General features: G+C 63.5%; 24 protein-coding genes. 5 read left to right on the top strand and 19 right to left on the bottom strand.

From position 1 onward, the window contains the following. Window positions 1-26 precede the first annotated feature (26 nt). From AOP74_RS09075 to AOP74_RS09050, 6 genes are read right to left on the bottom strand one after another with little or no spacing between them, the layout of a single operon-like run. Complete coding sequence (locus AOP74_RS09075; RefSeq protein ID WP_061962068.1) at window positions 27-773, bottom strand: pseudouridine synthase; 747 nt, start codon at window positions 771-773, stop codon at window positions 27-29. Beyond that, window positions 770-1,318: an SMC-Scp complex subunit ScpB gene (scpB, locus tag AOP74_RS09070; RefSeq protein ID WP_061962067.1), complete on the bottom strand. Its 549-nt coding sequence runs from the start codon at window positions 1,316-1,318 to the stop codon at window positions 770-772. Before scpB ends, AOP74_RS09075 begins: the two co-directional genes overlap by 4 nt. A 46-nt stretch (window positions 1,319-1,364) precedes the next feature. Next, window positions 1,365-2,192, bottom strand: a complete 828-nt coding sequence (locus AOP74_RS09065; RefSeq protein ID WP_082096225.1) for a segregation and condensation protein A — start codon at window positions 2,190-2,192, stop codon at window positions 1,365-1,367. Between the two features lie 5 nt (window positions 2,193-2,197). After that, window positions 2,198-3,013 carry a ParA family protein gene (locus AOP74_RS09060; protein ID WP_061962065.1) on the bottom strand — a complete coding sequence of 272 codons (816 nt, stop codon included), beginning with the start codon at window positions 3,011-3,013 and terminating at the stop codon, window positions 2,198-2,200. Between the two features lie 30 nt (window positions 3,014-3,043). Continuing rightward, entirely contained in the window at window positions 3,044-3,970 is a 927-nt protein-coding gene (locus AOP74_RS09055; RefSeq protein ID WP_061962064.1) for a site-specific tyrosine recombinase XerD, read from the bottom strand. Next, complete coding sequence (locus AOP74_RS09050; protein WP_152649258.1) at window positions 3,967-4,932, bottom strand: heme o synthase; 966 nt, start codon at window positions 4,930-4,932, stop codon at window positions 3,967-3,969. Before AOP74_RS09050 ends, AOP74_RS09055 begins: the two co-directional genes overlap by 4 nt. Before the next feature lie 180 nt (window positions 4,933-5,112). Here AOP74_RS09050 and tkt point away from each other — a divergent pair, with 180 nt between their 5' ends. From tkt to pgl, 4 genes are read left to right on the top strand one after another with little or no spacing between them, the layout of a single operon-like run. Continuing rightward, a complete protein-coding gene (gene tkt / locus AOP74_RS09045; protein WP_236683794.1) occupies window positions 5,113-7,185 on the top strand; it encodes a transketolase in 2,073 nt (690 codons plus the stop codon). 39 nt (window positions 7,186-7,224) lie between these two features. Continuing rightward, window positions 7,225-8,742 carry a glucose-6-phosphate dehydrogenase gene (gene zwf, locus AOP74_RS09040; protein WP_061962063.1) on the top strand — a complete coding sequence of 506 codons (1,518 nt, stop codon included), beginning with the start codon at window positions 7,225-7,227 and terminating at the stop codon, window positions 8,740-8,742. Beyond that, window positions 8,739-9,647, top strand: coding sequence for a glucose-6-phosphate dehydrogenase assembly protein OpcA (locus AOP74_RS09035; RefSeq protein WP_061962062.1), 909 nt, complete (start codon window positions 8,739-8,741; stop codon window positions 9,645-9,647). The genes zwf and AOP74_RS09035 overlap by 4 nt, the downstream gene beginning before the upstream one ends. Then, window positions 9,647-10,357, top strand: coding sequence for a 6-phosphogluconolactonase (gene pgl, locus AOP74_RS09030; protein ID WP_061962061.1), 711 nt, complete (start codon window positions 9,647-9,649; stop codon window positions 10,355-10,357). The genes AOP74_RS09035 and pgl overlap by 1 nt, the downstream gene beginning before the upstream one ends. A gap of 62 nt (window positions 10,358-10,419) precedes the next feature. On the opposite strand, the gene AOP74_RS09025 is transcribed toward pgl, so the two are convergent. The 11 genes from AOP74_RS09025 to uvrA all read right to left on the bottom strand — a co-directional run bounded on the left by AOP74_RS09025 (window position 10,420) and on the right by uvrA (window position 22,371). After that, entirely contained in the window at window positions 10,420-10,650 is a 231-nt protein-coding gene (locus tag AOP74_RS09025; RefSeq protein ID WP_201774325.1) for a SelT/SelW/SelH family protein, read from the bottom strand. A gap of 172 nt (window positions 10,651-10,822) precedes the next feature. Further along, window positions 10,823-11,194, bottom strand: coding sequence for an RNA polymerase-binding protein RbpA (locus tag AOP74_RS09020; protein ID WP_061962059.1), 372 nt, complete (start codon window positions 11,192-11,194; stop codon window positions 10,823-10,825). Between the two features lie 19 nt (window positions 11,195-11,213). Then, the gene (secG, locus tag AOP74_RS09015; protein WP_061962058.1) at window positions 11,214-11,459 is read right to left on the bottom strand and encodes a preprotein translocase subunit SecG; all 246 of its coding nucleotides are present in this window, start codon (window positions 11,457-11,459) and stop codon (window positions 11,214-11,216) included. A gap of 81 nt (window positions 11,460-11,540) precedes the next feature. Next, window positions 11,541-12,332: a triose-phosphate isomerase gene (tpiA, locus tag AOP74_RS09010; RefSeq protein WP_061962057.1), complete on the bottom strand. Its 792-nt coding sequence runs from the start codon at window positions 12,330-12,332 to the stop codon at window positions 11,541-11,543. A 3-nt stretch (window positions 12,333-12,335) separates the two neighbouring features. Next, window positions 12,336-13,526: a phosphoglycerate kinase gene (locus AOP74_RS09005; RefSeq protein ID WP_061962056.1), complete on the bottom strand. Its 1,191-nt coding sequence runs from the start codon at window positions 13,524-13,526 to the stop codon at window positions 12,336-12,338. Between the two features lie 89 nt (window positions 13,527-13,615). Beyond that, a complete protein-coding gene (gene gap, locus AOP74_RS09000) occupies window positions 13,616-14,611 on the bottom strand; it encodes a type I glyceraldehyde-3-phosphate dehydrogenase (RefSeq protein WP_061962055.1) in 996 nt (331 codons plus the stop codon). Window positions 14,612-14,774: 163 nt separating this feature from the next. After that, entirely contained in the window at window positions 14,775-15,758 is a 984-nt protein-coding gene (whiA, locus tag AOP74_RS08995; RefSeq protein WP_061962054.1) for a DNA-binding protein WhiA, read from the bottom strand. Between the two features lie 5 nt (window positions 15,759-15,763). Further along, window positions 15,764-16,726, bottom strand: coding sequence for a gluconeogenesis factor YvcK family protein (locus tag AOP74_RS08990; RefSeq protein WP_061962053.1), 963 nt, complete (start codon window positions 16,724-16,726; stop codon window positions 15,764-15,766). Continuing rightward, complete coding sequence (gene rapZ / locus AOP74_RS08985) at window positions 16,723-17,640, bottom strand: RNase adapter RapZ (RefSeq protein ID WP_061962052.1); 918 nt, start codon at window positions 17,638-17,640, stop codon at window positions 16,723-16,725. The genes AOP74_RS08990 and rapZ overlap by 4 nt, the downstream gene beginning before the upstream one ends. After that, window positions 17,637-19,520, bottom strand: a complete 1,884-nt coding sequence (uvrC, locus tag AOP74_RS08980) for an excinuclease ABC subunit UvrC (protein WP_061962051.1) — start codon at window positions 19,518-19,520, stop codon at window positions 17,637-17,639. The genes rapZ and uvrC overlap by 4 nt, the downstream gene beginning before the upstream one ends. A gap of 7 nt (window positions 19,521-19,527) precedes the next feature. Then, on the bottom strand, window positions 19,528-22,371 hold the full coding sequence (gene uvrA, locus AOP74_RS08975) for an excinuclease ABC subunit UvrA (RefSeq protein WP_061962050.1): 2,844 nt from the start codon (window positions 22,369-22,371) through the stop codon (window positions 19,528-19,530). Between the two features lie 126 nt (window positions 22,372-22,497). Here uvrA and AOP74_RS08970 point away from each other — a divergent pair, with 126 nt between their 5' ends. Beyond that, window positions 22,498-22,782: a YciI family protein gene (locus AOP74_RS08970; RefSeq protein ID WP_061962583.1), complete on the top strand. Its 285-nt coding sequence runs from the start codon at window positions 22,498-22,500 to the stop codon at window positions 22,780-22,782. Between the two features lie 5 nt (window positions 22,783-22,787). On the opposite strand, the gene AOP74_RS08965 is transcribed toward AOP74_RS08970, so the two are convergent. Together AOP74_RS08965 and uvrB are read right to left on the bottom strand one after the other, a co-directional pair. Beyond that, window positions 22,788-23,870: a TerC family protein gene (locus AOP74_RS08965; RefSeq protein ID WP_082096221.1), complete on the bottom strand. Its 1,083-nt coding sequence runs from the start codon at window positions 23,868-23,870 to the stop codon at window positions 22,788-22,790. Window positions 23,871-23,879: 9 nt separating this feature from the next. Beyond that, the gene (gene uvrB / locus AOP74_RS08960) at window positions 23,880-25,946 is read right to left on the bottom strand and encodes an excinuclease ABC subunit UvrB (RefSeq protein ID WP_061962582.1); all 2,067 of its coding nucleotides are present in this window, start codon (window positions 25,944-25,946) and stop codon (window positions 23,880-23,882) included. Window positions 25,947-25,959: the final 13 nt, after the last annotated feature.

Genomic DNA, 25,959 nt, shown 5'->3' with positions numbered 1-25,959 from the left:
ACCATCGTATCGGCGTGACAGGCTCCCTAGAGTCCCGCGGCAGACATCAGCGTGCCAAGCTCTTGGCGATCGAGTTCACGCACCGCGCCAGGCACCAGCGTCCCCAAGGAGATGGGACCAAACTGCGTGCGCACAAGTTCTTCGACGGGGTGACCGACCTTGTCGAACATCCGTCGCACGATGCGGTTGCGGCCCTCGTGCAAGACCACCTCCACCAGGGAGTGATCCTTGGCCACGTCGAGCACGTGACACGCCGCCACGCGGACCGGGCCATCGTCGAGATCGACGCCGGCACGCAACGTGGTGCCGATGGTCTTGGGGACCTGGCCCGAGACCTTCGCAACATACGTCTTGGACACACCATGTGTGGGGTGAGCCAATCTGTTAGCCAGGTCGCCGTCGTTGGTGAGCAACAATACGCCCGTGGTCTCGGCGTCGAGCCGGCCCACGTGGAACAGACGAGCGTCGTAGTCCTTGACGTACCGCTGGAGGTCCGGGCGGCCCTGTTCGTCCTGCATCGAGGACACCACGCCCTTGGGCTTGTTCAGCACGATGGTCAGCGCGCCATCGTCCACGCACACGCGTTCGCCCTTGACCTCAATGACCACGTCGTGTGGATCCACGCGGACACCGAGTTGATCCACGACCTGTCCGTTGACCTTCACCAGGCCGCGTTCAATCAAGACCTCGCACTTGCGCCGAGACCCGACGCCTGCCGAGGCAAGGACTTTCTGAAGCCTGACCCCTTCGGGGCGGTGGACTTCAAGGTTCATCGTTCTCCCTCACCATCAACGTCTGCCAGGTCTGGCAGATACGGCGCAAGCGCCGGAAGTTCATCCAATGACCCTAGGCCCATGCGTTCGAGGAACTCGGTGGTGGTGCCGTACTGCAAAGCGCCACTAACCTCGCCGATCTCGGACACCAGGCCACGGGCACTGAGCGTTTTCATGACGGAGTCAACGTTGACGCCACGTACTTGGGACACCTGGCCCCGAGTCACCGGCTGCCGGTACGCCACGACCGCGAGCGTCTCGAGGGCCGCTTGGGACAGGCGCGCAGACTGACCGTCAACGATGAAGGCTCCCACTGCATCGGCATAGAGCCTCGAAGAGTAAATGCGCCACCGGCCATCGACCTCACGCAGCTCGAAGCCCCGTGGCGCCTCGACGTCGGCGTATTCATCGCGCAGCTGGTGCAACGTGGATGTGATCTCAGGCTCAGGAACGTCAAGGGCGGTCGCCAGGTCCGCGGATGCGACCGGCTCATCGACCACCATCAGGATGGCCTCAATGGCTCCCCTGGTATGCGCGTTCGTCACTGTGCGTAGCTCTCCTTGGTGACCCGAGCATCGGGCCTCGTCACGGTCATCCTTGTGCATCTTCCGCAGTGTCGTCGAACTCGTCAGACACGTCGACTCCATCTTCGCCGCCGGTCCATCGAATCGTCAGTTCGCCCAGCGAGCGTACTTGATCAAAGGCGACAACGGATTGCCGGAACAGCTCGAGCAGCGCCAAGAAGCGTGCGACTACGACATTGACGTGGTCGGCATCGGCCACCAAGGACCGAAAGGTGACGGTGTGGTCGCGCTGGAGGCGCGTCGTCACGAGTGCGGCCTGTTCCCGCACGCTTACCGCTGGGGCGTGCAGGTGATCGACGTTGACACCCAACAGTTCCGGCTTGGGCTGCAACGCGTGGGCGGCCATACGCGCGAGTTGGTCAGGCGTCACGCGCCACACCAGTTCAGGCAACAACATGGCGAACTGCGGCTCTAGCGTGACGTCACGGGGAACGCGACGCGGCGCCTCGAGTGCCACGGCGAATTGTCCGGCCACCTGCTTGAAAGCGCGGTACTGAAGCAACCGGGCAAAGAGCAAGTCACGTGCCTCGAGCAGTTCGAGGTCCTCGATGTCGTCGACCTCGCCTTGCGGGAGCAGGCGCGCGGTCTTGAGGTCCAGCAAGGTGGCGGCCACAACAAGGAATTCTGAGGCTTGCGACAGATCCCAGTCGGTCTCGTGAGCCGCGATAGTCGCAAGGAATTCATCGGTGACGCGTGCGAGCGCGACGTCCGTGATCTCCATCTCATGCTTGGAAATCAGCGAGAGCAGGAGGTCAAACGGACCAGTGAAGTTGTCGAGATGTACTTCAAATCCAGGAGGCGCCTCCTGGGCTACCGTCAGGCTCTCCTCCGTCACGACAGTTATGCGACTGCGCCGCGAGCGACGAGTTCGCGTGCCAGCTCGCGGTACGCCTCAGCGCCCGTGTGCGACGGGGCGAAGGTCGTGATGGGTTCTGCGGCCACGGAGGCGTCGGGGAACTTCACAGTCCGGTGGATCATGCTCTCGGTGACACGCTCGCCGAAGGCTTCGCGCACGCGTTCGACGACCTCCTGCGAGTGCAGGGTGCGCCCGTCATACATGGTCGGAATGATCGCGTCGATGGTCAGACGTGGGTTGAGGCGGTCCTGCACCTTCGTGATGGTCTCCACCAGCAGTGCGACACCACGCATCGCGAAGTACTCGCACGCGAGCGGAATTACGACGCCGTGAGCTGCGACGAGGGCGTTAACGGTGAGCAAACCGAGCGACGGCTGGCAGTCAATCAGGATGACGTCATAGTCGTCCTCGAGGCCACGCAACGCCCTGTCGAGCGAGCTCTCGCGCGCTACTTCACCGACGAGCTGCACCTCTGCAGCACTGAGGTCAATGTTGGCGGGGAGCAAGTCGAGGTTTTCAACGCGCGTAGGACGGATAGCGTCCTTCGCGTCAACGGAGGACTTCATCAGCAGGTCGTAGATCGTGAGATCAGCTTCATTGGCATTCACGCCCAAGCCGGCGGAGGCAGCGCCCTGCGGGTCAAAGTCCACGACAAGAACCTTGCGGCCGTACTCCGCGAGCGATGCGGCCAGGTTCACCGATGTCGTGGTCTTACCCACGCCACCCTTCTGGTTGCACAGAGCGATTACGCGTGCGGGTCCGTGGCTGGTCAGGGGCTCGGGAACGGGAAAGGCTGTCACATGGGCAACCTTACCCGCGTGAACTGAGGGTTACCCCAGGGCACGCGGATGGAACGTCGTGTAGACCTCTCGCAGGGTGTCCTGGGTGACAGAGGTGTAGATCTGGGTCGTCGTCACCGAGGCGTGTCCCAGGAGTTCTTGCACCACGCGGACATCCGCGCCTCCGGACAGCAAATGCGTGGCGAACGAGTGGCGAAGCGTGTGTGGAGATACGTCGGGAACTCCGGCTCGCTCAGCGGCCACGCGCAAGATGCTCCACGCGCTCTGGCGCGACAGTCGGCCTCCGCGAGTGTTGAGAAACAGGGCCGCACTCCCCCGTCCGGCCTGAGCCAATGGGGATCGTGCGCGCACCACGTACGCCTCAAGCGCCTGAACCGCGAAAGTTCCTAGTGGCACAACGCGTTCCTTTGAGCCCTTGCCTCGCAACAACACGCTCGCGCCGCCGGGGTCAAGGCTGACATCGTCGACGTCGAGGCCTACGGCCTCGGATATACGCGCGCCGGTTCCGTAGACCACTTCCAGCAGTGCGCGGTCCCGCAGCGGGGCGCTTCCGTCCCCGGCCGATGCTGCCTCAAGGATCGCTTCAACCTGCCCCGTGGATAAGGCCTTGGGAAGACGTTGGGGAATTGCTCGCGGTTTTACGTCCCGGGACACGTCCGTGGTGACCCAGCCTTCGGCTAGTGCGAACTTGTGCCAGCCGCGAACGGCAACCACGGTTCGGCTGGCCGATGCGGGGGCGAGTGGGCTGGCGTCCGCAGTTCCGGTGCCGAGCTCTTGTGCGAACTCTTCGACGTCGCGCTGCGTGATTGAGGCGAGGTCGCCCACGTCCTTGCTTGCCAGAAATCGCTCATATCGCGCGAGGTCTCGCCGGTACGCGGCAAGTGTGTTGCGGCTGAGGCCACGCTCGACTGCGATGTGGGCCAAGTAGCCCTCACGCTGGTCGGCTAGTGAGCTCAGAACAGCCCCACGGTCAGAGAGTCGGGCAGGAAGGGATCGATCATGACTGCAGCGAAGACGATCGTGAGATACGTGATCGAGTCATGGAACAAGCGCATCTCTCGCAGTTTCTTCTCATCGCGCTGGGCTCGCAGATAGAGACGGATGCACCCCGCGGTGAACCATGCACCGGCGCAGGCCGCAACGATGGCGTACACCCATGTCATATCGGCCACGGGGACCAGGAGCAGCGAGCACACGACCATGCCGAAGGCATAGGCGATCATCTCGATCGCGACCCTCTTGGTGGTCGCAATGACCGGCAGCATCGGCACTTCTGCCTCTGCATAGTCGCGCTTGAACTTCATGGACAGCGGCCAGTAGTGAGGCGGCGTCCAGAAGAAGATCACGCCGAACAGCAGCACGGGGGCCCACGACAGACTCTGTGTCACGGCAGCCCAGCCAATGAGCACTGGCATACAGCCAGCCATTCCGCCCCACACAATGTTCTGCGCAGTACGGCGCTTCAGCCACATCGTGTAGACGACCGCGTAGCCAAAGATGGCCAGGACCGAAAGCAGCGTCGCAAGCGGAGAGTCGACAACGACCCAGAACCACGCCGTGGACAAAACTGCGAGAACCCACGCAAAGGTCAGCGCCTGGCGACCCGTGATATCTCCGGTCACCAATGGTCGGTTCTTTGTGCGCTTCATCACCGCGTCGATATCGCGGTCGAGGTAGCAGTTGAAAGCATTGGCCGAGCCGGCGGAGAGTGCGCCACCCACCAAGGTCGCTAGCGTCAGACCCCATCCAGGCCAACCGTTGGCAGCCAGGACCATCGTGGGGATCGTGGTGACCAACAGGAGTTCGATGATGCGCGGCTTCGTGAGTGCCACATATGCTCCGACGCGTGCGCGCGTGTGTGCCCAACGTGAGATGGGGGTTGCGGCTGCGTCAGGGCGCACGGGACTGGCCGTCGACATGCGGACCATCGTACCTGGCGCGTGAACACCACAGACCCACGGCGGTGGTCATTGTCAATCAAGGGCAATTTCGCTATGCTCACAACTTATTCGGTCGAGGAAGTCCGTTGCTGTGACAGTGCAGAGACGAAGGCCGGTAGGCTGGCCTCGACATCACCACACAATTCTGGGGAGAAATCTGTGACCGTCAACTGGAACGATGCTGACCGCCGCGCCGTGGACACCCTCCGTGTTCTCGCCGCCGATGCCGTGGAAAAGGTAGGCAACGGCCACCCTGGCACGGCAATCTCGCTGGCACCCGCCGCTTACTTGCTCTTCCAGAACGTGATGCGGCACGACCCGTCTGACTCATCTTGGCTTGGACGCGACCGCTTCGTGCTGTCCGCGGGCCACTCGTCGTTGACGCTCTACCTGCAGCTGTTCGCAGCTGGGTACGACCTCGACCTCGATGACATCAAGGCGCTGCGTACCTTCAACTCGCGTACCCCCGGTCACCCGGAGTACGGCCACACCGACGGCGTTGAGACCACCACCGGTCCTCTGGGCCAGGGTGTTGCCACCGCAGTCGGCATGGCAATGGCGGCACGCCGCGAGCGTGGCCTCTTCGACGCTGACGCGCCTGCTGGCACCAGCCCGTTCGACCACCACGTATATGTGATCGCTTCCGACGGAGACCTTCAGGAAGGCGTCTCTGCCGAGGCTTCGTCGCTCGCGGGCACCCAAGAACTGGGCAACCTTGTCGTGATCTGGGACGACAACAACATCTCGATCGAAGACGACACTGACGTCGCCTTCACCGAAGACGTCATCGCCCGCTATGCCGCGTATGGCTGGGACACGCACCACGTCGCGTGGAAGCAGGACGGTCAGGAGTACATCGAGGACATCGACGCACTCGCTGCCGCCCTGGACGCCGCGAAGGCAGAGACCTCCAAGCCGTCGTTCATCGCACTCTCGACAATCATCGGCTGGCCTGCACCCACCAAGCAGGACACTGGCGGAATCCACGGCTCCAAGCTGGGTGGCGACGAGGTCAAGGGACTCAAGGAACTCCTGGGCTTTGACCCCGAGCAGACCTTCGAGGTGGACCCCGCAATTCGTGAGCACGCTCTCCAGGCCCGCACGCGCGGACAGCAGGCACACTCCGATTGGAACGCAGACTTCGCCCGCTGGGAGGCCGAGAACCCCGAGCAGGCTGCCCTGCTGGCCCGCCTGCGCAAGCGTGAACTACCTGCAGGATGGGAAGACTCCCTCCCCGTGTTCGAAGCCGGCAAGTCACTGGCGACGCGCGCCGCGTCCGGCGAAGTGCTCAGCGCCCTCGCCGACACCCTTCCCGAACTGTGGGGCGGTTCCGCCGACCTCGCTGGCTCGAACAACACCACGATGAATGGTGAGCCGTCCTTCCTCCCCGAGCGCCGCTCGACGGAGAAGTTCGCCGGCAACATCTACGGCCGCACGCTGCACTTCGGTATCCGTGAGCACGCCATGGGAGCAATTCTCAATGGCATCACGCTCCACGGTCAGACCCGCCCGTACGGTGGAACATTCCTGCAGTTCTCCGACTACATGCGCCCCGCGGTGCGGTTGTCGGCGCTCATGGGCATCCCGTCGACCTTTGTGTGGACCCACGACTCCATTGGACTGGGCGAGGATGGCCCCACGCACCAGCCAATCGAGCACCTGGCAGCGCTGCGTGCGATCCCCGGTCTCGACGTGGTCCGTCCGGCAGATGCCAACGAGACCGCCTGGGCTTGGCGCGGAATTCTTGAGCGCACCGATCGCCCGGCTGGCATCATCCTGACCCGCCAGGGTGTCCCGACGGTCGACCGCACGGAATTCGGCTCCGCCGAAGGCGTTCTGCGCGGCGCCTACATCCTGGCCGACACCGAAGGCACGCCTGACGTCGTCCTGATCGGCACGGGCTCTGAGGTCCAGCACGCGCTTGGTGCCAAGGACCTGCTCGCTGCAGAAGGCATCCAGGCCCGCGTGGTCTCCATGCCTTGCCGCGAATGGTTTGACCAGCAGGACGCGGAGTACCGCACGTCGGTGATCCCCACCGAGGTGAAGGCTCGCGTCGTCGTGGAAGCTGGCGTGGCACAGCCTTGGCACGACATCGCTGGGGACGCCGGCCGCATCGTCTCGATCGAGCACTACGGCGCCTCCGCGGACGCCAACCTGCTGTTCGCCGAGTTCGGTTTCACTGCTGACAACGTCGCCGCCAAGGCTCGCGAGTCCGTGGAGGCCGCCCGGTGATCTCGCCCTTCGCACACCACAAGGGGAGGAGTGCGAGCCATGGCTAACCCGTTGCGCGATCCCCGAGATCGACGTTTGCCCCGCATTGCTGGATCCTGCGGGCTCGTCATGTTCGGCGTCACCGGAGATCTTGCTCGCAAGAAGCTGATGCCGGCCGTGTACGACCTCGCAAACCGCGGGCTCCTGCCGCCAGCATTCGCCCTCACCGGCTTTGCTCGTCGTGAGTGGGACCGTCAGGACTTCGAAGAGGTCGTGTACGAGTCGGTCAAGAAGTACGCGCGCACCCCGTTTCGCGAAGAGACGTGGAAGCAGCTGTCCGAAGGCATCCGCTTTGTCCAAGGCACGTTCGATGACCCTGAGGCCTTCCAGCGCCTACGCTCCACAGTCGAAGAACTCGACGAGAAGCGCGGCACCGGTGGTAATCACGCTTTCTACCTGTCGATCCCACCATCGGCGTTCCCCAAGGTGCTGACGCAACTGCGCGAATCAGGCCTGTCGGATTCCAAGAACGATGCATGGCGCCGTGTCGTCATCGAGAAGCCGTTCGGTCACGACCTCAAAACGGCAAACGAGCTCGACGCTGTCGTGTCCGAGGTCTTCCCGCCCGACTCGGTGTTCCGCATCGACCACTACTTGGGCAAGGAGACAGTGCAGAACCTGCTGGCACTCCGATTTGCCAATCAGCTCTTCGAGCCGATCTGGAACAGCCAATACGTTGACCACGTGCAGATCACGATGGCCGAGGACATCGGCATCGGATCGCGCGCCGGTTACTACGACGGTATCGGTCAAGCCCGCGACGTGATTCAGAACCACCTCCTCCAGTTGTTCGCGCTCACCGCCATGGAAGAGCCCGCAACCTTCGACGCGAACGACCTGCGTGAAGAGAAGGAGAAGGTTCTCCGGGCGGCGAAGCTCCCCGAGGACCTCAGTGCCAACACTGCTCGCGGTCAGTACTCCGCGGGATGGCGTGGCGGCGAGCAGGTGGGCGGATACCTCGACGAGGACGGGATCTCCTCCGACTCCGCGACCGAGACGTATGCGGCAATCCGCCTGGACGTTCCCAACCGCCGCTGGGCCGGGGCGCCGTTCTACCTGCGCGCAGGCAAGCGTCTTGGACGTCGCGTTACCGAGATCGCCCTAGTCTTCAAGAAGGCGCCATCTCCTTACTTCCAAGAGGTCGAAGGCGCTGACGTCGGCGAGAACGCCCTTGTCATCCGCGTCCAGCCGGACGAGGGTGTCACTCTGCGGTTCGGCTCCAAGGTGCCCGGATCGCAGATGGAAGTTCGCGACGTCACCATGGACTTTGGGTACGGCAACGCCTTCACCGAGTCCTCGCCCGAAGCCTACGAGCGCCTCATTCTTGACGTGCTCCTTGGTGACCCGCCCCTGTTCCCTCGGCACGAAGAAGTGGCGCTGTCGTGGAGGCTCCTCGACCCTGTCATCGCGCACTGGGCGGAAGAGGGCCAACCTGAGCAGTACCGCTCGGGCACGTGGGGACCCGCAACGGCGGACGCAATGATGGCGAAAGACGGACGTGTCTGGAGGCGCCCATGATTATCGACCTCCCCCGCACCACGACCTCCGAGGTCAGCAAGCGGATGCTCAAAGCACGTAAGGACTTCGGCGTCATCACCCTTGGTCGAGTCATGACCCTCGTCATTGACGCCACGGGTACCGATGTCGAAGACGTTATCGACACGGCCAACGTCGCGTCCCGGGAGCACCCGTGCCGCATCATCGTGATCTCACCTCACGATGGGGACGATGACTGCCTGCACGCGGAGATTCGACTCGGGGGTGACGCAGGCGCCTCCGAGGTGATCGTCCTACGCCCCTCTGCCGTCCAGGTTGAGCACGGCGACACACTCGTGATGCCGCTTCTGCTACCGGACGTTCCGATCGTGGCCTGGTGGCCCGGCGACGTCCCCGAGAACGCGGCTGGTACCGGCATCGGCCGGATGGCATCGCGACGCATCACGGATTCCAAGACAGCGGCCGATGCTGCGGCGACCTTGCGTAGCTTGGCTTCGGCTTATCAGCCAGGAGACACGGATCTCGCGTGGACCCGCGTCACTCGTTGGCGCGCGCTCCTTGCGTCGGCACTGGAGCAGGTCGAGGATCAGAAGGTCGTGCGCGCTCGTCTCCACGGAGACACGGGAAGCCCCTCGATTCTGTTGCTGGGGGCATGGCTCACTCGTGCGCTCGGCTGTGACTACCAGGCGTCATACGAAGACAACGTGCGCGGCCTGCAGTCGATCGTTCTCGAAACCGAGTCCGGGGAGATCTCAATCTCCCGCCCGGACCAAGAGAATGCGACTCTGAGCCAGCCCGGACAGCCGGACCACACCATGGCACTGCCGCCCCGCTCGCTGGGTGACTGCCTGGCTGAAGAGCTGCGCCGACTCGACGACGACCCCGTCTACGGCGGCGCGTTGGCACAGTTCGCGAAGGAGGCGTAATGCGCCAAGTGCGGGTCTACCCCGATTCCAATGCGGTGGCTGAGTCCACGGCAGCGCGTTTGCTCCTCGCGATCAGTGACGCTGTCGCCGTGCGGGGACGGGCCGACGTCGTCCTCACCGGCGGCACTGTCGGCATCGCCACCCTCGCGGCGGCCGCAGCCTCTCCCCTGGTCACATCGATCGACTGGACGTCAGTCCACGTGTGGTGGGGCGACGAACGCTTCGTTGCGGCCGGCCACTCCGACCGCAACGAACTTCAGGCACAGGAAGCGCTTCTGGCGCATGTCCCGCTGCCGGAGGGCAACATTCACCGGATGGGAGACTCCGACAGTTTCGCCTCGGCCGAAGAAGCGGCGGCTTCGTATGAAGAGGAGATCGCTGCGGCGGGCACGCCGGCCTGGGATGTCCTCTTGCTCGGCCTCGGGCCGGACGCACACGTAGCGTCGCTCTTTCCGGGCCACCCGGTCTTCACCGGGCCTACTGCCGAGACGCACGCCGTTCACGACTCCCCCAAGCCCCCGCCGACTCGCGTGAGCTTGGGCCTTGCGAGCATCAATCGGGCCCGTGAGGTCTGGGTTGTCGCTGCGGGATCGGGTAAGTCTGACGCCGTCGCTGACAGCGTGAGGCGCACAGGCGTCCCCGGAGGTGCAGTCGACGGCACCAGCCGCACGCTGTGGCTGCTGGACGTCGCGGCTGCGACGCAGATCTAGCTCACACACGACAAAGGCCGCTGCCCTCATCCTGTGAGATGGGGGTAGCGGCCTTTCGTCGTTTATGCGGACAAGCGTTCCTTGACTGACTCGACCAGCTGCGTGATGTCGAAGTCGTCGGGCTTGGAGTAGATCTGCTCTCCGTCAGCGGTCACGCGGAACACGCCCTTGTCGCCGGTCGTCAGTGACACAGCGTCGAGTTGCCCGCCAAAGGTCGCCAGCAAGGTGCGCTGGGCGTCAATGGCACGGTCCAGGTATCCGCACGGAACACAGTATTCGATGTCGATCTTCACGAGGCCTCCAGTCATGGTGGTGTGGACCCCTCTATCTTCTCAGATACGAGGCTCCATCCCCGCCGCACTCCCCCGGCTCGGCCAGCGTGTGATGACCACAGCATCGGCCCTCTACATGCTTCTGGCCCGCAAGTACCGTGGGTACTGACGGGCCAGAAACAACGTAGAGAATCTACTCTGCTGCGGTCACCGTTCCACGGCGTGCGCGCAGGTCTGTCAGCGCTTCCTTGAGCAGCTCTTCGCCCTCTTCTTCAGAGCGGCGCTCCTTCACGTACGCAAGGTGCGTCTTGTACGGCTCATTGCGCAGCGGCTCCGGCGGGTTCTGCGCGTCGAGACCCGCAGGAAGGCCGCACTTGGGGCAGTCCCACTCCACGGGCACCTCGGGCGCGTCATTCTCGTCACCGAGCGCAAACTGCGTCGTCGTGACGTGACCGCGGGCGCAGAAGTACTGCACAACCTGACGCGGCGCTGAATCTCCGCGCTCCGCCTCGCCCATGGGTCCCGCGCCTACGCGTGACCCTCGAATGGCGTTACCACCTGCCATGATCCCCTCCGACAGTTAACTAGATTGAGAAACGCGTGATCAGGCCGAGCAGCACAATCGTCATAAACCAGATGATCGCGACGATCCACGTGATCCGGGTGAGATTGCGCTCTCCGACGGCCGATGACTGAACACCCGAGGCGAACCCGCCACCGAACATGTCAGTGATGCCGCCTCCGCGTCCCCGGTGGATGAGCACCAGGCCGATGATAATCAGGCTTGAGAGCACGAGAAGTACCCACAGCGCAGTCTCCAGAAAATCCACAGCTCTCCTCAAACGCGTTCAGGACGGACACCAGGATACGCGACTTATGCGCTCCTGATGCCCGCCCTGGACGAGTGTCGGTTAGGCGCCCACCTGGTGGGAGCGGAACCGAGCGATCTTGGAGAACTCTTCGGGGTCGAGGCTGGCGCCTCCCACGAGTCCGCCGTCAACGTCGGACTCGGCCATCAGCTGTGCGATCGACGACGACTTCACGGAGCCGCCGTACAGGACGCGCACGCCGTCGGCGAGCTCGGCGTCATACAGTTCAGCAAGACGTCCGCGAATAGCTGCGCACACTTCCTGTGCGTCTGCGGGGGTCGCGACCTCACCAGTGCCGATTGCCCAGACGGGCTCGTAGGCGATGACGACATCCTTGGCCTGCTCGGCCGGCAGGTCCTTGAGCGCACCGTCGACCTGAGCGAGGGTGTACTCGACCTGCTTGCCTTCCTTGCGGATGTCCAGGCCCTCGCCCACACACACGATGGGGACGATGCCGTTGTCGAATGCGGCCTTGGTCTTGGTTGCCACGACCTCGTCGGTTTCGCCGTGGTACTGGCGACGCTCCGAGTGGCCGACGGCGACAAAGTCACAGCCCAGCTTGCTCAGCATGGCTCCCGAGACTTCACCGGTGTAGGCACCCGATGCGTACTCGGAGATGTCCTGAGCGCCGTACTTGAGCTGCAACTGATCTGCATCAATCAGGGTCTGCACGGAGCGGATGTCGGTGAACGGCACCAGCACGGCGACCTCGACGTCCTCGAAATCGTGCTTGGCGTCCTGGAGCAGCCAGGCCAGCTTCTGTGCGGTGTGGGTCGCCTCGAGGTGATCGAGGTTCATCTTCCAGTTACCCGCGATGAGTGGGGTACGTGCCATTGTTCAGTCCTCCAGTACGGCCAGGCCCGGCAGGACCTTGCCTTCAAGCAGTTCGAGTGACGCGCCGCCACCCGTTGAAATGTGGCTGAAGCCAGCCTCGTCGTAACCGAGACGGCGCACAGCGGCTGCGGAGTCGCCGCCACCAACCACGGAGAACCCGTCGGAGTCGATCATGGCCTGCGCGACAGCGCGGGTGCCGCCCTCGAACGCTTCAAACTCGAAGACGCCCATGGGGCCGTTCCACACGATGGTCTTGGCATCGGCAATCTTCGATGCGAAGAGTGCGCCGGAGTCGGGACCGATGTCGAGGCCCATCCAGCCGTCCTCGATCGCGTTGGCAGGAACGGTCTTGTGCTCGGCATCGGCTGCGAACTTGTCCGCGACCTCGATGTCGGTGGGCAGCACAATCTCGACGCCATTGGCCTTCGCGGTCTCGAGGTACTCCCTGACGGTGTCGAGCTGGTCCTCTTCGAGCAACGACGAACCGACGTCGTAGCCCTGGGCCTTCAGGAACGTGAACACCATGCCGCCACCGATGAGGAGGCGGTCGGCCTTCGTGAGCAGGTTGCCAATGACACCGAGCTTGTCGGACACCTTGGAGCCACCGAGCACGACTGCGTAGGGGCGCTCTGGGTTGGTCGTCGTACGCGAGAGGGACTCGACCTCGTTCTGGACCAGCGTGCCCGCGGCAGCCGGCAGAATCTGGGCCACGTCATAGACCGAAGCCTGCTTGCGGTGGACGACACCGAAGCCGTCGGACACGAACGCGTCGGCGAAGGACGCGAGCTGCTGCGCGAGTTCCGCGCGCTCTTCGTCGACCTTCGAGGTCTCGCGCTTGTCGTAACGCACGTTCTCGAGCATGGCCACCTGGCCGGCCTCGAGAGCGTCGACCGTGGCGCGGGCGGAATCTCCCACGAGGTCACCGGCGAGCGTCACAGGCTGGCCGAGCAGCTCAGCAAGGCGCGCAGCTGCTGGTGCGAGCGAAAACTCAGGCTTTGCTTCGCCACCGGGACGTCCCAGGTGGGCGGTGACGATCACGGCTGCGCCAGCGTCGAGCAGCTTCTTGATCGTCGGAACGGATGCGCGCACGCGGCCGTCATCGGTAATGGTCGTGCCATCCAGGGGCACATTCAGGTCGGAACGGACCAGCACCTTCTTACCGGTGAGGTCCCCGAGGCTGTCAATAGTCTTCATGATTACTCCTCAAACACACGTAGGTGACATAGCAACGCCCGCACACGCAGCGCGTGCGCGGGCGTTGCCACGATGACTCTTAGGGAGTCTTAGAGCTTGTCGCCAACGAAGACCGTGAGGTCGACGAGGCGGTTCGAGTAGCCCCACTCGTTGTCGTACCAGGAGACAACCTTGACCTGGTCGCCGATGACCTTGGTGAGGCCGGCGTCGAAGATCGAGGACGAGGGGTGCGTCTCGATGTCCTTCGAGACGATGGGGTCCTCGGTGTACTCCAGGAAGGTGCCGTCTGCAGCAGCCTTCACGATCGCGTTGATCTCCTCGACGGAGGTCTCGCGCGATGCGGTGAAGGTGAGGTCAGTGGCCGAGCCGGTGGGGGTGGGCACACGGAGTGCGTAGCCGTCCAGCTTGCCCTTGAGCTCGGGCAGAACCAGGGCGACAGCCTTGGCAGCACCGGTCGAGGTGGGAACGATGTTCAGCGCAGCGGCGCGTGCACGACGCAGGTCCTTGTGAGGAGCGTCCTGCAGGTTCTGGTCTGCGGTGTAGGCGTGGATCGTGGTCATCAGACCCTTCTCGATGCCGATGCCCTCGTTCAGTGCCTTGGCCAGCGGCGCGAGGCAGTTCGTGGTGCACGAAGCGTTCGAGATGATGTGGTGGTTCGCGGGGTCGTAGTCCTCGTGGTTCACACCCATGACGAAGGTTGCGTCTTCATTCTTCGCGGGAGCGGAGATGATGACCTTCTTGGCGCCGGCGTCGATGTGAGCCTTTGCCTTGGTTGCGTCAACGAAGAAGCCGGTCGACTCGATCACGATGTCAGCACCGAGGTCTGCCCACTTGAGGTTCGCGGGGTCACGCTCAGCCGAGGCGGCGAAAGTGGTGCCGCCGACGGTGATGGAGTCTTCGGTGTGCGACACCTCTGCGTCGATACGACCCAGGATGGAGTCGTACTTGAGGAGGTGTGCGAGGGTCGCGTTGTCGGTGAGGTCGTTGATGCCGACCACCTCGACGTCCGCGCCGGAGGCGAGGATCGCGCGGAAGTAGTTACGTCCGATGCGGCCGAAGCCGTTAATTCCGACCTTGATGGTCACAGTATTTCTCCTCGGCTTGCGCCGACCAACGCCGGCGCGATTGTGTGTGGATTCTTTGCGCACCTCTACGTGCACTGTGTGGCCCGCTTGGTTTCCCTGGGGCACTGATATTCACCCTACACCGATGAGCGCGTTGCCCACGCGACGAAAGTCCTGGTGGACGTTAGTCCATGTCCAGGATCTCTTGGCTGATGCCCGCCTCGGTGTCAGGGATGCCTAGTTCCGAGGCACGTTTGTCGGCAGTCGCGAGCAGGCGACGGATGCGTCCCGCGATGGCGTCCTTCGTCAGCTGCGGGGTAGCCATCTTGCCGAGCTCCTCGAGCGACGCGTCACGGTGCTCGAGACGGAGACCGCCGGCTTCTCTGAGGTGCTCGGGAACCTCATCGCCCAGGATGTCGAACGCACGTTGGACGCGTGCACTCGCAGCGACGGCCGCCTGTGCGGAGCGGCGCAGGTTTGCGTCGTCAAAGTTCGCGAGGCGATTGGCCGTGCCACGCACCTCGCGACGGGTGCGCTTTTCTTCCCACTGGAGCACGGCATCGTGTGCTCCCAGTCGCGCCAAGAGTTGCGAGATTGCTTCTCCATCGCGGATGACCACGCGGTCCACGCCGCGCACTTCGCGCGACTTCGCGACGATGTCTAGACGTCGCGCTGCGCCGACGAGGGCGAGGGCCGCTTCCGGCCCAGGAGACGTGACCTCGAGGGCAGACGAGCGTCCCGGTTCAGTGAGAGATCCGTGCGCGAGGAAGGCACCGCGCCAAGCTGCGACCGTGTCGCCAAGGGCGCCGCCGACGACCTGCGGCGGCAGGCCCCGGACCGGACGTCCACGGTGGTCGAGCAGACCAGTCTGGCGTGCGAGGTTCTCGCCTTCCTTGACGACGCGCACCACGTAGCGGTTGCCCTTACGCAGGCCCCCACTCGAGACGACGATGACCTCGCTGGAGAGGCCGTAGACCTCGTGAATGAACGCGCGAAGGCGACGGGCAGCCGCCGCTGTGTCCAGTTCCGCTTCGATCACGATCCTGCCGCTGACAATGTGAAGCCCGCCAGCGAACCTCAACATGGTCGCCACTTCAGCCTTGCGCGCGGAAGTCTTTTCGACTGGAACCCGCGCGAGTTCGTCCTTCACCTGTGCCGTCAGAGCCATGGCACTTATCCTGCCATTGACGGGCCCCCGTCGCGGACGCTTAGCTCACGTTCAGCGATCAGTAGGGCCATTGCACGGCGCAATGCGACCGGATCGTGGGCGTGTGCACCTCCCGCCGCGCAAATGGGAAACACCCGCATGGGCACGCCCCATCGTGAAAGCTCCTGGCGGAGTTCTCCGTCGTCTCCGTCCGCGGAATCGACCACCACGACCGAGGGCGTGAACTCAGGCGCGGCCGCGCGCAGTGCTCGCACCTCGCCAACCCTTCCCTGCCCCTTCATCTCATCGTCGGCGTCACCCACGTTGAGAACCAAAATTGATCGGGGACCGGCGTCGTGCAGCGCCGCTGCTACCGGCTCGACAGCAAAGTGGGTGAGCACGCTCGTATGCCAGCTTCCGGGGCCCAGGACCACAACATCGGCCTGAGCAATCGCCTCGAGGGTCTCACCGGGTACGTGAGGCTGTGCGGGCTCGAGGGATAAGCGAACGACACGCCCTTCCGCTGTGGCGACGGCGGCCTGGCCGGTGATGATTTCTCGACCGTTGGCACCTTCAATCTCGGCGTGAATCGTGAGCGGTTCATCAGCAAGCGGCAATACACGGCCACGCGCCTTCAGGAGGGATGCCACGAGATCAAGGCCCGCAACGACATCGGCGTCCCTGTCCCATAGTGCTGCGATGAGGAGGTTGCCGACAGCGTGCCCATCGAGGGGGCCGTCCGTGGTGTACCGCCACTGGAGCACATCTCGCCACGTGCGCCCCCACTCGCTGTCCTCACACAACGCGCTCAGTGCCATGCGCAGGTCCCCTGGCGGCACAATGCCCATTTCACCGCGGAGGCGGCCCGACGATCCCCCGTCATCGGCGACCGTGACCACGGCAGTGAGTTCGTGAGTGAGTTCCCGCAAGGCCGTCAAGGAGTTGTAGAGGCCGTGCCCTCCCCCGAACGCCACGATGGAGACACTCATATTGCTGGCCGATCACGGTGCGTGACGCGCACGTCGTGCCCGCCGTCGCGCAAGCGAATCGCGAGCTCCTCCGCCATCGCAACCGACCGGTGTTTTCCTCCCGTGCATCCGACCGCAATCGTCACGGAAGGCCTGTGGTGCGAGCGAAAGAGGGACAAGGCGTTATCCAGGACGCTCGCGTAGCCTTCCAGGAACTGGGACGCTCCAACGGATCCCACGACGTGATCACGTACGGGCTTGTCGAGTCCCGTAAGTGGCCGTAGTTCGGGATTCCAGTGAGGATTCGGTAGGAACCGCACGTCCGCCACAAAGTCGGCGTCCGCGGGCACGCCGTTCTTGAAGCCAAAGGACATCACGTTGATGTGCGTGACCGGTGACTCCTCAGCGATCCGTTCGGTGATGATGTCGCGAAGGTCGTGAATGCTGAGCCGGCTAGTGTCGAGAACGAGGTCTGCGTCATCCCGCAAGGGCGCCACCAACTCGCGCTCGCGCCGGATACCTTCCAAGATCGTGCCATCTTGCTGTAGCGGATGAGGCCTACGTGCTTCCTCGAAGCGCCTCACCAGCGAGGCGTCATCGGCCTCCAGGAACACAAGATTTACCGGGCACCCATGAGCCTCAAGGTCGGCCACGACGGGCTCGAGGTCGCCGAAGAAGGGACCGCCGCGCGCGTCGACCACGGCGGCCAGCCGCTGGATCTTCCCTGTGACGACGAGCGACGTCACCAACTCACTGAGCATGTGCGGAGGCAGGTTGTCGACGACGTACCAGCCTAGGTCGCCCAAGACTCCTGCCGCTCGCGTCCGTCCCGCGCCGGACATTCCTGTCAGGATCAGGACTTCCGCGCCCGCTGCCGTCGCCACGCTGGCCCGCGGGATTCCTGACGGATAGGTCGCAGGATGAGCGTCAGTCATGACTCCAGCATGCCACTGCTACCGCGCACGGCATCGTGCACCACGCGCGCAGTGCCCTTGCCGATTCCCGGAACCAGCGCGATCTGTTCCACGGAGGCTTCCTTCACGCGCGCCAGGGATCCGAAGTGACGCAGTAGCGCCTTGGCTCGCGCAGGCCCCACCCCGGGCAAAGTATCAAGGTCCGATGCTGTCATCGCCTTAGTGCGTTTGCGGCGATGGTGTTTAATCGCGAATCTGTGAGCCTCATCGCGCACCCGTTGTAGTAGGTACAACGCCTCGGAGCCACGTGGCAGGATCACGGGAAAGTCGTCCCCGGGAATCCACACTTCCTCGAGTCTCTTGGCCAGCCCCACGAGTTCAACGCCTGTCACCCCCATCCTGTCGAGCACTGCCTTGGCCGCATTTACCTGCGGAAGTCCACCGTCGACCACAACGAGCTGAGGCGGGTAGGCAAATTTCGCGTTCTCGCGCTCCTCGGGAGGTAACTGCGATTCCTCGAGGTAGCGGGTGAAACGCCGGGTCAAAACCTGGTCCATCGCCGCTGTGTCGTCAACAGCATCGGCTATACCGAACTGGCGGTACTCCTTCTTTCTGGCGATGGCGTCTTCGAAGACCACCATCGAGCCCACTTGGTTGGTGCCGGAGGTGTGCGAAATGTCATAACACTCGATCCTCAACGGCGCCTGTGCCAAGCCCAGGCTCTCCTGGAGTTCCTGGAGCGCCGCGGACCGCGTCGTGAGGTCAGAGGCGCGCTTGAGCCGGTGGTGACCAAGGACCTGTTCTGCGTTCGCGTGGCCGGTCTGGGCCAGCTCCGCCTTCTTTCCGCGCTGCGCAACCTTGATGCTCACGCGGCCGCCGCGGGTTGATGCGAGTACGTCTCGCAGAGCGTCGGCAGCCGCGGGAACGATGGGAACGGCAACCTCCGGAGGGATGTCATCAGCATCGGCCCCGCCATAGGCCTCTTGCACGAGCTGCAGGACCATCGAAGACGGATCGAGCGGCTCGGGCTTGTCGACCACCCAGCCACGCTCTCCAGTGATGCGCCCGTCACGCACGTAGAACACGTGGGCGGCGGCTTCCATCTCTTCATCGGCGAGGCTGAAGATGTCGACGTCCGTGCCGGCATCAAGCACGATGGCGTTGCGGTCGAGCACGCTATTGAGAGCGCGGATCCGGTCGCGTGCGCGCGCGGCGGCCTCGAAGTCTTGACGCTCCGCTGCGGCTTCCATCGATCGCGTCAGGTCCCGCATCATGGTCTTGGCATCCCCACCAAGGACGTCGCAGACGCGTTCCGCGAGATCACGGTGATCTTCCTCGGAGATCTTGCCCACACACGGCGCCGCGCACTTATCGATGTAGCCCAGGAGGCATGGGCGCCCTTGGCGCTCGGCCTTGCGGAACACTCCAGGTGCGCACGAGCGCATGGGCATCGCCGTCAGCAACGTGTCGACGGTCTGGCGCACTGCGCCCACCTTGGCGTACGGGCCAAAGTACTTCACGCCCTTGCGGCGCTCTCCCCGCATCACGACGAGGCGCGGATACTTCTCGTTGAGGGTCACGGCAAGGTACGGGTAGGACTTGTCGTCCTTAAAGACAACATTGAAGCGCGGGTCGTACTGCTTGATCCAGGTGTGCTCGAGGATCAAGGACTCCGCCTCGGACCGGACGACGGTCCACTCCACCTCAGCCGCAGTGGTCACCATCATCCGGGTACGCGGATGGAGCATGGCTGGATCCTGGAAGTAGTTCGCCAGCCGGGCACGAAGGTTCTTGGCCTTGCCCACGTACACGACGCGCCCGTGAGGGTCCTTGAACCGATAAACCCCAGGTTGAGTGGGAATGGTTCCAGGCGCCGGGCGGTACGAGGCGGGGTCAGTCACGACACCCTCACGCCACGGTCGCGGGCGAGGACAGCAACTCCTTCAGGAACCGGCCAGTGTGGCTCTCCGGGACGTCCGCCACATCCTCAGGACGCCCCTCGGCTACGACGAGGCCGCCACCGGAGCCGCCCTCAGGTCCCATGTCGATGACCCAGTCGGCAGACTTGATCACGTCGAGGTTGTGCTCGATCACGATCACGGTGTTTCCCTTGTCGACGAGGCCCTGCAGAACGGCGAGGAGCTTACTCACGTCTTCAAAGTGCAGGCCTGTCGTGGGCTCGTCGAGGACGTAAATGGTCCGTCCAGTGCTCCGGCGCTGCAACTCGGAGGCGAGCTTCACGCGCTGCGCCTCACCACCGGACAACGTAGGTGCGGGCTGTCCAAGGCGAACGTACCCCAAGCCGACGTCGACGAGGGTGCGCAGGTGGCGCGAGATCGACGGAATCGCTTCGAAGAAGTCTGCGGCCTCGACGATCGGCATGTCCAAGACATCCGCGACCGACTTGCCCTTGAACAAGACCTCGAGCGTCTCGCGGTTGTACCGGGCACCCTTGCAGACTTCACAGGGCACGTATACGTCGGGCAAGAAGTTCATTTCAATGCGCAAGGTGCCGTCGCCCGAGCACGACTCGCAACGCCCACCCTTGACGTTGAAGGAGAACCGACCGGGACCGTAGCCACGAACCTTTGCCTCGTTGGTGTCGGCAAAGAGCTTACGCACCTTGTCCCATACGCCCGTGTACGTCGCGGGATTGGACCGCGGCGTCCGGCCGATTGGTCCTTGGTCGACGTGGACGATCTTGTCCAGCTGATCCGTACCAAGGATGCGCGTGTGCCTGCCCGGGACCTGGCGCGCGCGATTGAGTTGGTTCGCCAGCGCGGTGTAAAGGATTGAATTCACGAGCGTCGACTTGCCGGACCCCGAGACACCGGTCACCGCCGTGAACACGCCCAATGGGAACGTCACGTCGACGTCTTGGAGGTTGTTCTCACGGGCGCCCACCACGGTGATCTGGCGATCACTCGAGGGGACGCGACGGTCGTCGGGGAGGTCGATCATGCGCCGACCGGCAACATACGCGCCCGTCACGGAGGCTTCGTTCGCCAGCAAATCCTCGACCGATCCGGAGTGGACGACCTCTCCCCCGTGCTCGCCCGCACCGGGACCGATGTCGACGATCCAGTCCGCCGCGCGGATCGTGTCTTCGTCGTGTTCAACCACGATGAGCGTGTTGCCGAGGTCGCGCAGGCGCGTGAGCGTGTCGATCAGCCGCCGGTTGTCGCGCTGGTGCAGGCCGATGCTCGGCTCGTCCAGGACGTACAGCACTCCAACGAGGCCAGATCCGATCTGGGTCGCGAGACGAATCCGCTGCGCCTCTCCACCCGACAGAGTTCCGGCAGCACGCGACAACGTGAGGTAATCGAGCCCGACGTCGAGGAGGAAGCCGAGTCGTGCGTCAATCTCCTTCAAGACCTGAACGGCGATCTGGCGACCGCGCTCATCGAGCTCCGCGGTCAGCAGGAAGTCGCGCGCCTGTGCGATCGAGAGTTCACACACCTCCGCGATGGACTTCTCGCCGATCGTAACCGCGAGGACCTCATCCTTGAGCCTGGTCCCGCCACACTTGTGGCAGGGCACCTCTCGCATGTAGGCCTCGTACTTCTCGCGCGACCATTCCGACTCCGTCTGGCCGTGAAGGCGCTCGATCCACGACAGCACCCCTTCAAACCCGGTGGTGTACTGACGCTCACGCCCAAACCGGTTGCGGAAGGACACGTGTACCTCGTAGTCCTTGCCGACGAGGAGCGCCTGCTGAACGTCCTCCCCCAGCGTGTTCCACGGGGCATCCATGCTGAAGTCGAGGTCCTTCGCCAACGCCTTGAGCATGCGACCGTAGTACTCCGACGACGTATTGCTCCAGGGGTGGATGGCGCCCTTGTTGAGACTTAGTTCGGGATCTGGCACAACCAGGCCGGCGTCAACTTCCAGCCGCACGCCGATTCCTGTGCACTCGGGACACGCTCCGTACGGCGCGTTGAACGAAAACGTGCGCGGCTCGACCTCTTCTAGCGTGAGGACGTGGTCGTTAGGGCATGCGCGCTTCTCGCTGTAGCGGCGCGAGGGCACGTCACCGTCGACGGGTTCGATGATCACGAGCCCGTCGGCAATCTTAAGTGCCGTCTCAACCGAGTCTGTCAGGCGCTGCCGGACACCGTCGCGCGCGACGAGGCGGTCCACGACAACCTCGATGTCGTGCTTGAGCTTCTTCTCCAGAGTGGGCGGTTCCGTGAGTTGAACTGTCTCGCCATCAACGCGAGCACGGGCGAAGCCCTGCTGCTGCAGCTCCTCAAACAGATCTGCGTACTCTCCCTTGCGACCGCGCACGACGGGAGCAAGCACCTGATAGCGCGTCCCCTCGGGCAGTTCCAACGCCGAGTCGACGATCTGCTGCGGAGTCTGCGCCTGGATCTTCTCGCCACAGACGGGGCAGTGAGGTTTGCCAACCCGCGCGAACAAGAGACGCAGGTAGTCGTACACCTCAGTGATGGTGCCGACCGTTGACCGCGGATTGCGGTTCGTGGACTTCTGGTCAATCGACACTGCGGGCGAGAGGCCCTCAATAAAGTCCACGTCGGGCTTGTCCATCTGCCCGAGGAATTGCCGCGCGTAGGCGCTCAGGGACTCGACGTAGCGACGTTGGCCCTCGGCAAAGATCGTGTCGAACGCCAGCGATGACTTCCCCGAGCCGCTGAGCCCCGAGAAGACAATCAGCGCATCCCGAGGGAGGTCGAGGTCGACACCTTTGAGGTTGTGTTCGCGTGCTCCACGCACCAGAAGTCTGTCATTCACACCGCAATGCTACGCAATTGCCGAGTCGAACGCATGTTCGAATCGCAAGCGGCGGGTTTCGTCGGCACACCCAAGCCCCTGACACTCGCACCACCTCTGCCTGTGCGCACCTGCCAGACTGAGCACATGACCACGTGGATGATCGAATACTCGTACGACGACCAGGCCGAGCAGCGCGACGCACTCCGTCCCAAGCATCGGGCCTATTTGTCTCAACTCGCGGAGCAGGGATCACTCCCCGCATTTGGCCGGTACACGGATGAAGGACCAGCTGGGGCGTTGCTCATCGCGAAGGCCCCACAACGTAGCGACGTTGAAGCGATGCTCGATGAGGACCCTTACGCAGAGGCGGGGCTTATCGCGAACCGACGTATTCGGGAGTGGCCCGCGGTGTGGGCCGACGCGGCCTAAGGCGCCTAGTTCCGGTTGTCCTTGGGCTCCCCTGCGGCGGAATCCCCGTCGCTAGCGCCTCCAGAGCGTGGCGCGACGGTATCGCCGTCTTCGTCCTCGAGGGCAGGCGGTGCGCTCTCTTCACCATTGCGTGTAGCCCAGAGGCTTGCCACCGTGGCGATGACCAAGATTCCGCAGATAACGGCGAGCGACGTCACGGTCGAGATCTCAACAACGTGCAATCCCTCGCCACCGTTAATGAACGGGATGTTGTTCTCGTGAAGCGCGTGCAACACAAGCTTGACGCCGATAAACGCCAGGATCGCAGCGAGCCCGTAGTGCAGGTACACCAGGCGCTGAAGGAGTCCCTGGACAAGGAAGTACAGCTGACGTAGACCCAATAGCGCGAACGCATTGGCCGTGAAGACGATGAACGGGTCCTGAGTCAGTCCAAAGATCGCAGGGATCGAGTCCAGCGCAAACAGGACATCCGTGGAACCGATCGCGACCATCACCAGCAACATGGGGGTGACGAGCTTGCGGCCGTTCTCCTTGACGAAGATCTTGCCCTCGCGGTACCCGTCGGTCACCGGGTACATCTTGCGCACCATGCGCACCATGCGGCCCTCTTCATACTCCGCGGTGGCCGCGTCTTCCGGTTCCTCCTTGGCCAACCCCCAGGCCGTGTAGATCAGGAAAGCGCCAAACACGTAGAACAGCGCCGAGAAAGCGTCGAGGGCAGCGGCTCCGGCCGCAATGAAGATGCCTCGCAAGACGAGCGCGACAGCGATGCCGACGAGCAGAACGCGCGATCTGTACTTAGGCGGCACGGCGAACCTCGTCATGATGACGAGGAAGACAAAGAGGTTATCTACCGAGAGAGATTTCTCGGTGATGTAGCCGGCGAAGTACTCAGCGGTCGGAAAGTCCGCGTGCCACCAATGCAGGAAGAATCCGAACACCACGGCGACGCCGATGTAGAACAGCGACCACCCCACTGACTCCTTGAATGTGGGCTCGTGGGGCCGGCGGATCACGACCGCGAAGTCAAAGATGAACAGGGCAATGATCAGCGCGATGGTCACGGCCCAGACGGATGCATCAGTCACCGGGCAATCCTACGTGCTGTCACCTGTGGCACCGAGCATCTGCCGGAGTTCCTTCTTCAACTCACCGATCTCATCGCGCAAGCGAGCCGCGAGTTCAAACTGGAGCTCCGCGGCGGCTTGCTTCATCTGTGCGCTGAGGTCCTCAATCAACTGCGCAAGTTCATCAGACGGACGCTCCGACATCGGCGACTTCGAGGTAGCCTTTGTAGCGCTCTTGGACGCTCGTTCGAGGGTCTGCGCAGTGTCCGCGTCTTCTCTCGCCAGCATCTCGGTGATGTCGCCGATGCGTTTGCGCAACGGCGTGGGGTCGATGCCGTGTTCGGTGTTGTAGGCCACCTGACGCTCGCGCCGTCGGTTGGTCTCGTCGATCGCCGATTCCATGGAGTCAGTGACGGTGTCGGCGTACATATGCACTTCACCCGAGACGTTACGTGCGGCACGTCCGATGGTCTGGATCAGTGACGTCCCCGAGCGCAGGAACCCCTCCTTGTCCGCATCGAGGATGCTCACCAGCGAGACCTCGGGAAGGTCAAGGCCTTCGCGCAGGAGGTTGATACCGACGAGTACGTCGAAGCGGCCCATCCGCAGTTCTCGGAGCAACTCCACGCGACGCAACGTGTCGACGTCGGAGTGGAGGTACTCCACGAGCACTCCCCTGTCCGACAAGAACTCGGTGAGGTCCTCCGCCATCTTCTTTGTGAGCGTCGTGACCAGGGTCCGCTCATCCTTATCGACGCGCTGCCGGATCTGTTCCAGGAGATCGTCAATCTGCCCTTCAGTAGGCTTCACCACGATCTTGGGATCCACCAGGCCCGTTGGCCGAATGATTTGCTCAACCACGCCATCGGCTGCATCAAGCTCGTATTTGCCTGGTGTCGCCGACAGGTACACGGTCTGTCCCGTGCGGTTGAGGAACTCGCCCCACGTCAGCGGGCGGTTGTCGAGAGCCGAGGGAAGGCGGAAGCCGTGTTCGACGAGTGTGCGCTTGCGCGAACGGTCGCCTTCAAACATCGCGCCGATCTGCGGCACCGTGACGTGCGATTCGTCGAGCACGAGCATGAAGTCGTCTGGAAAGTAGTCCAGCAAAGTGTGTGGCGGCGTGCCTTCTGCGCGCTGTTCGATGTGACGCGAGTAGTTCTCGATGCCCGAACATGTGCCCACCGACCGCATCATCTCCAGGTCAAAGGTGGTGCGCATCTTGAGTCGTTGCGCCTCGAGCAGCTTGTTCTGACGCTCCAATTCCTCAAGCCGGACCGCCAACTCGTCTTCGATGGTGCTGATCGCGCGCTCCATGCGCTCCGTGCTCGCCACGTAGTGCGAGGCCGGGAACACGTGCACGTCCTTCTTCTGCTCAACGACCTGCCCCGTGAGCGGGTGGAGAGAGTACAAAGCATCAATCTCGTCACCGAAGAACTCGATGCGGATCGCCAGCTCCTCATAGACAGGGATGATCTCGACAGTGTCGCCGCGGACGCGGAACGTGCCGCGCGTGAACGCCAAGTCGTTGCGGCTGTACTGCATTTGGACAAACTCACGAAGCAGTGCGTCGCGATCCACGACGTCGCCGACCTGGAGCGTCACCATCGCCTGGATGTACTCCTCCGGCGTGCCAAGACCGTAGATACAGGAGACGGACGACACCACCACGACGTCGCGCCGTGTGAGCAGGGAGTTCGTGGCCGAGTAGCGGAGCCGCTCGACCTCCTCGTTGATCGACGAGTCCTTCTCGATGAAGGTGTCCGTCTGTGGCACGTACGCCTCAGGCTGGTAGTAGTCGTAGTAGCTGACGAAGTACTCGACCGCATTATGCGGGAGCAGCTCTCGAAACTCTGTCGCCAACTGGGCGGCGAGGGTCTTGTTGTGCGCCATCACAAGCGTGGGGCGCTGCAACCGCTCGATCAACCAGGCTGTCGTCGCGGACTTACCGGTGCCGGTCGCGCCCAAGAGCACGACGTCGTCCTCCCCCGCTTCAATCCTGCGGGCGAGTTCATCGATCGCTTTCGGCTGATCGCCTGAAGGCTGAAACTCCGATTCGACACGAAACGGTGCTTCAGAACGGCGGATGTCGAAGGTCATGCCACTACGGTAC

This window comes from Demequina flava (genome assembly GCF_000975035.1).
In the GTDB taxonomy this organism is placed as follows: domain Bacteria; phylum Actinomycetota; class Actinomycetes; order Actinomycetales; family Demequinaceae; genus Demequina; species Demequina flava.
Note: the sequence above shows the minus strand (reverse complement) of the source record. Positions and strands in the feature narration are given on the sequence as shown.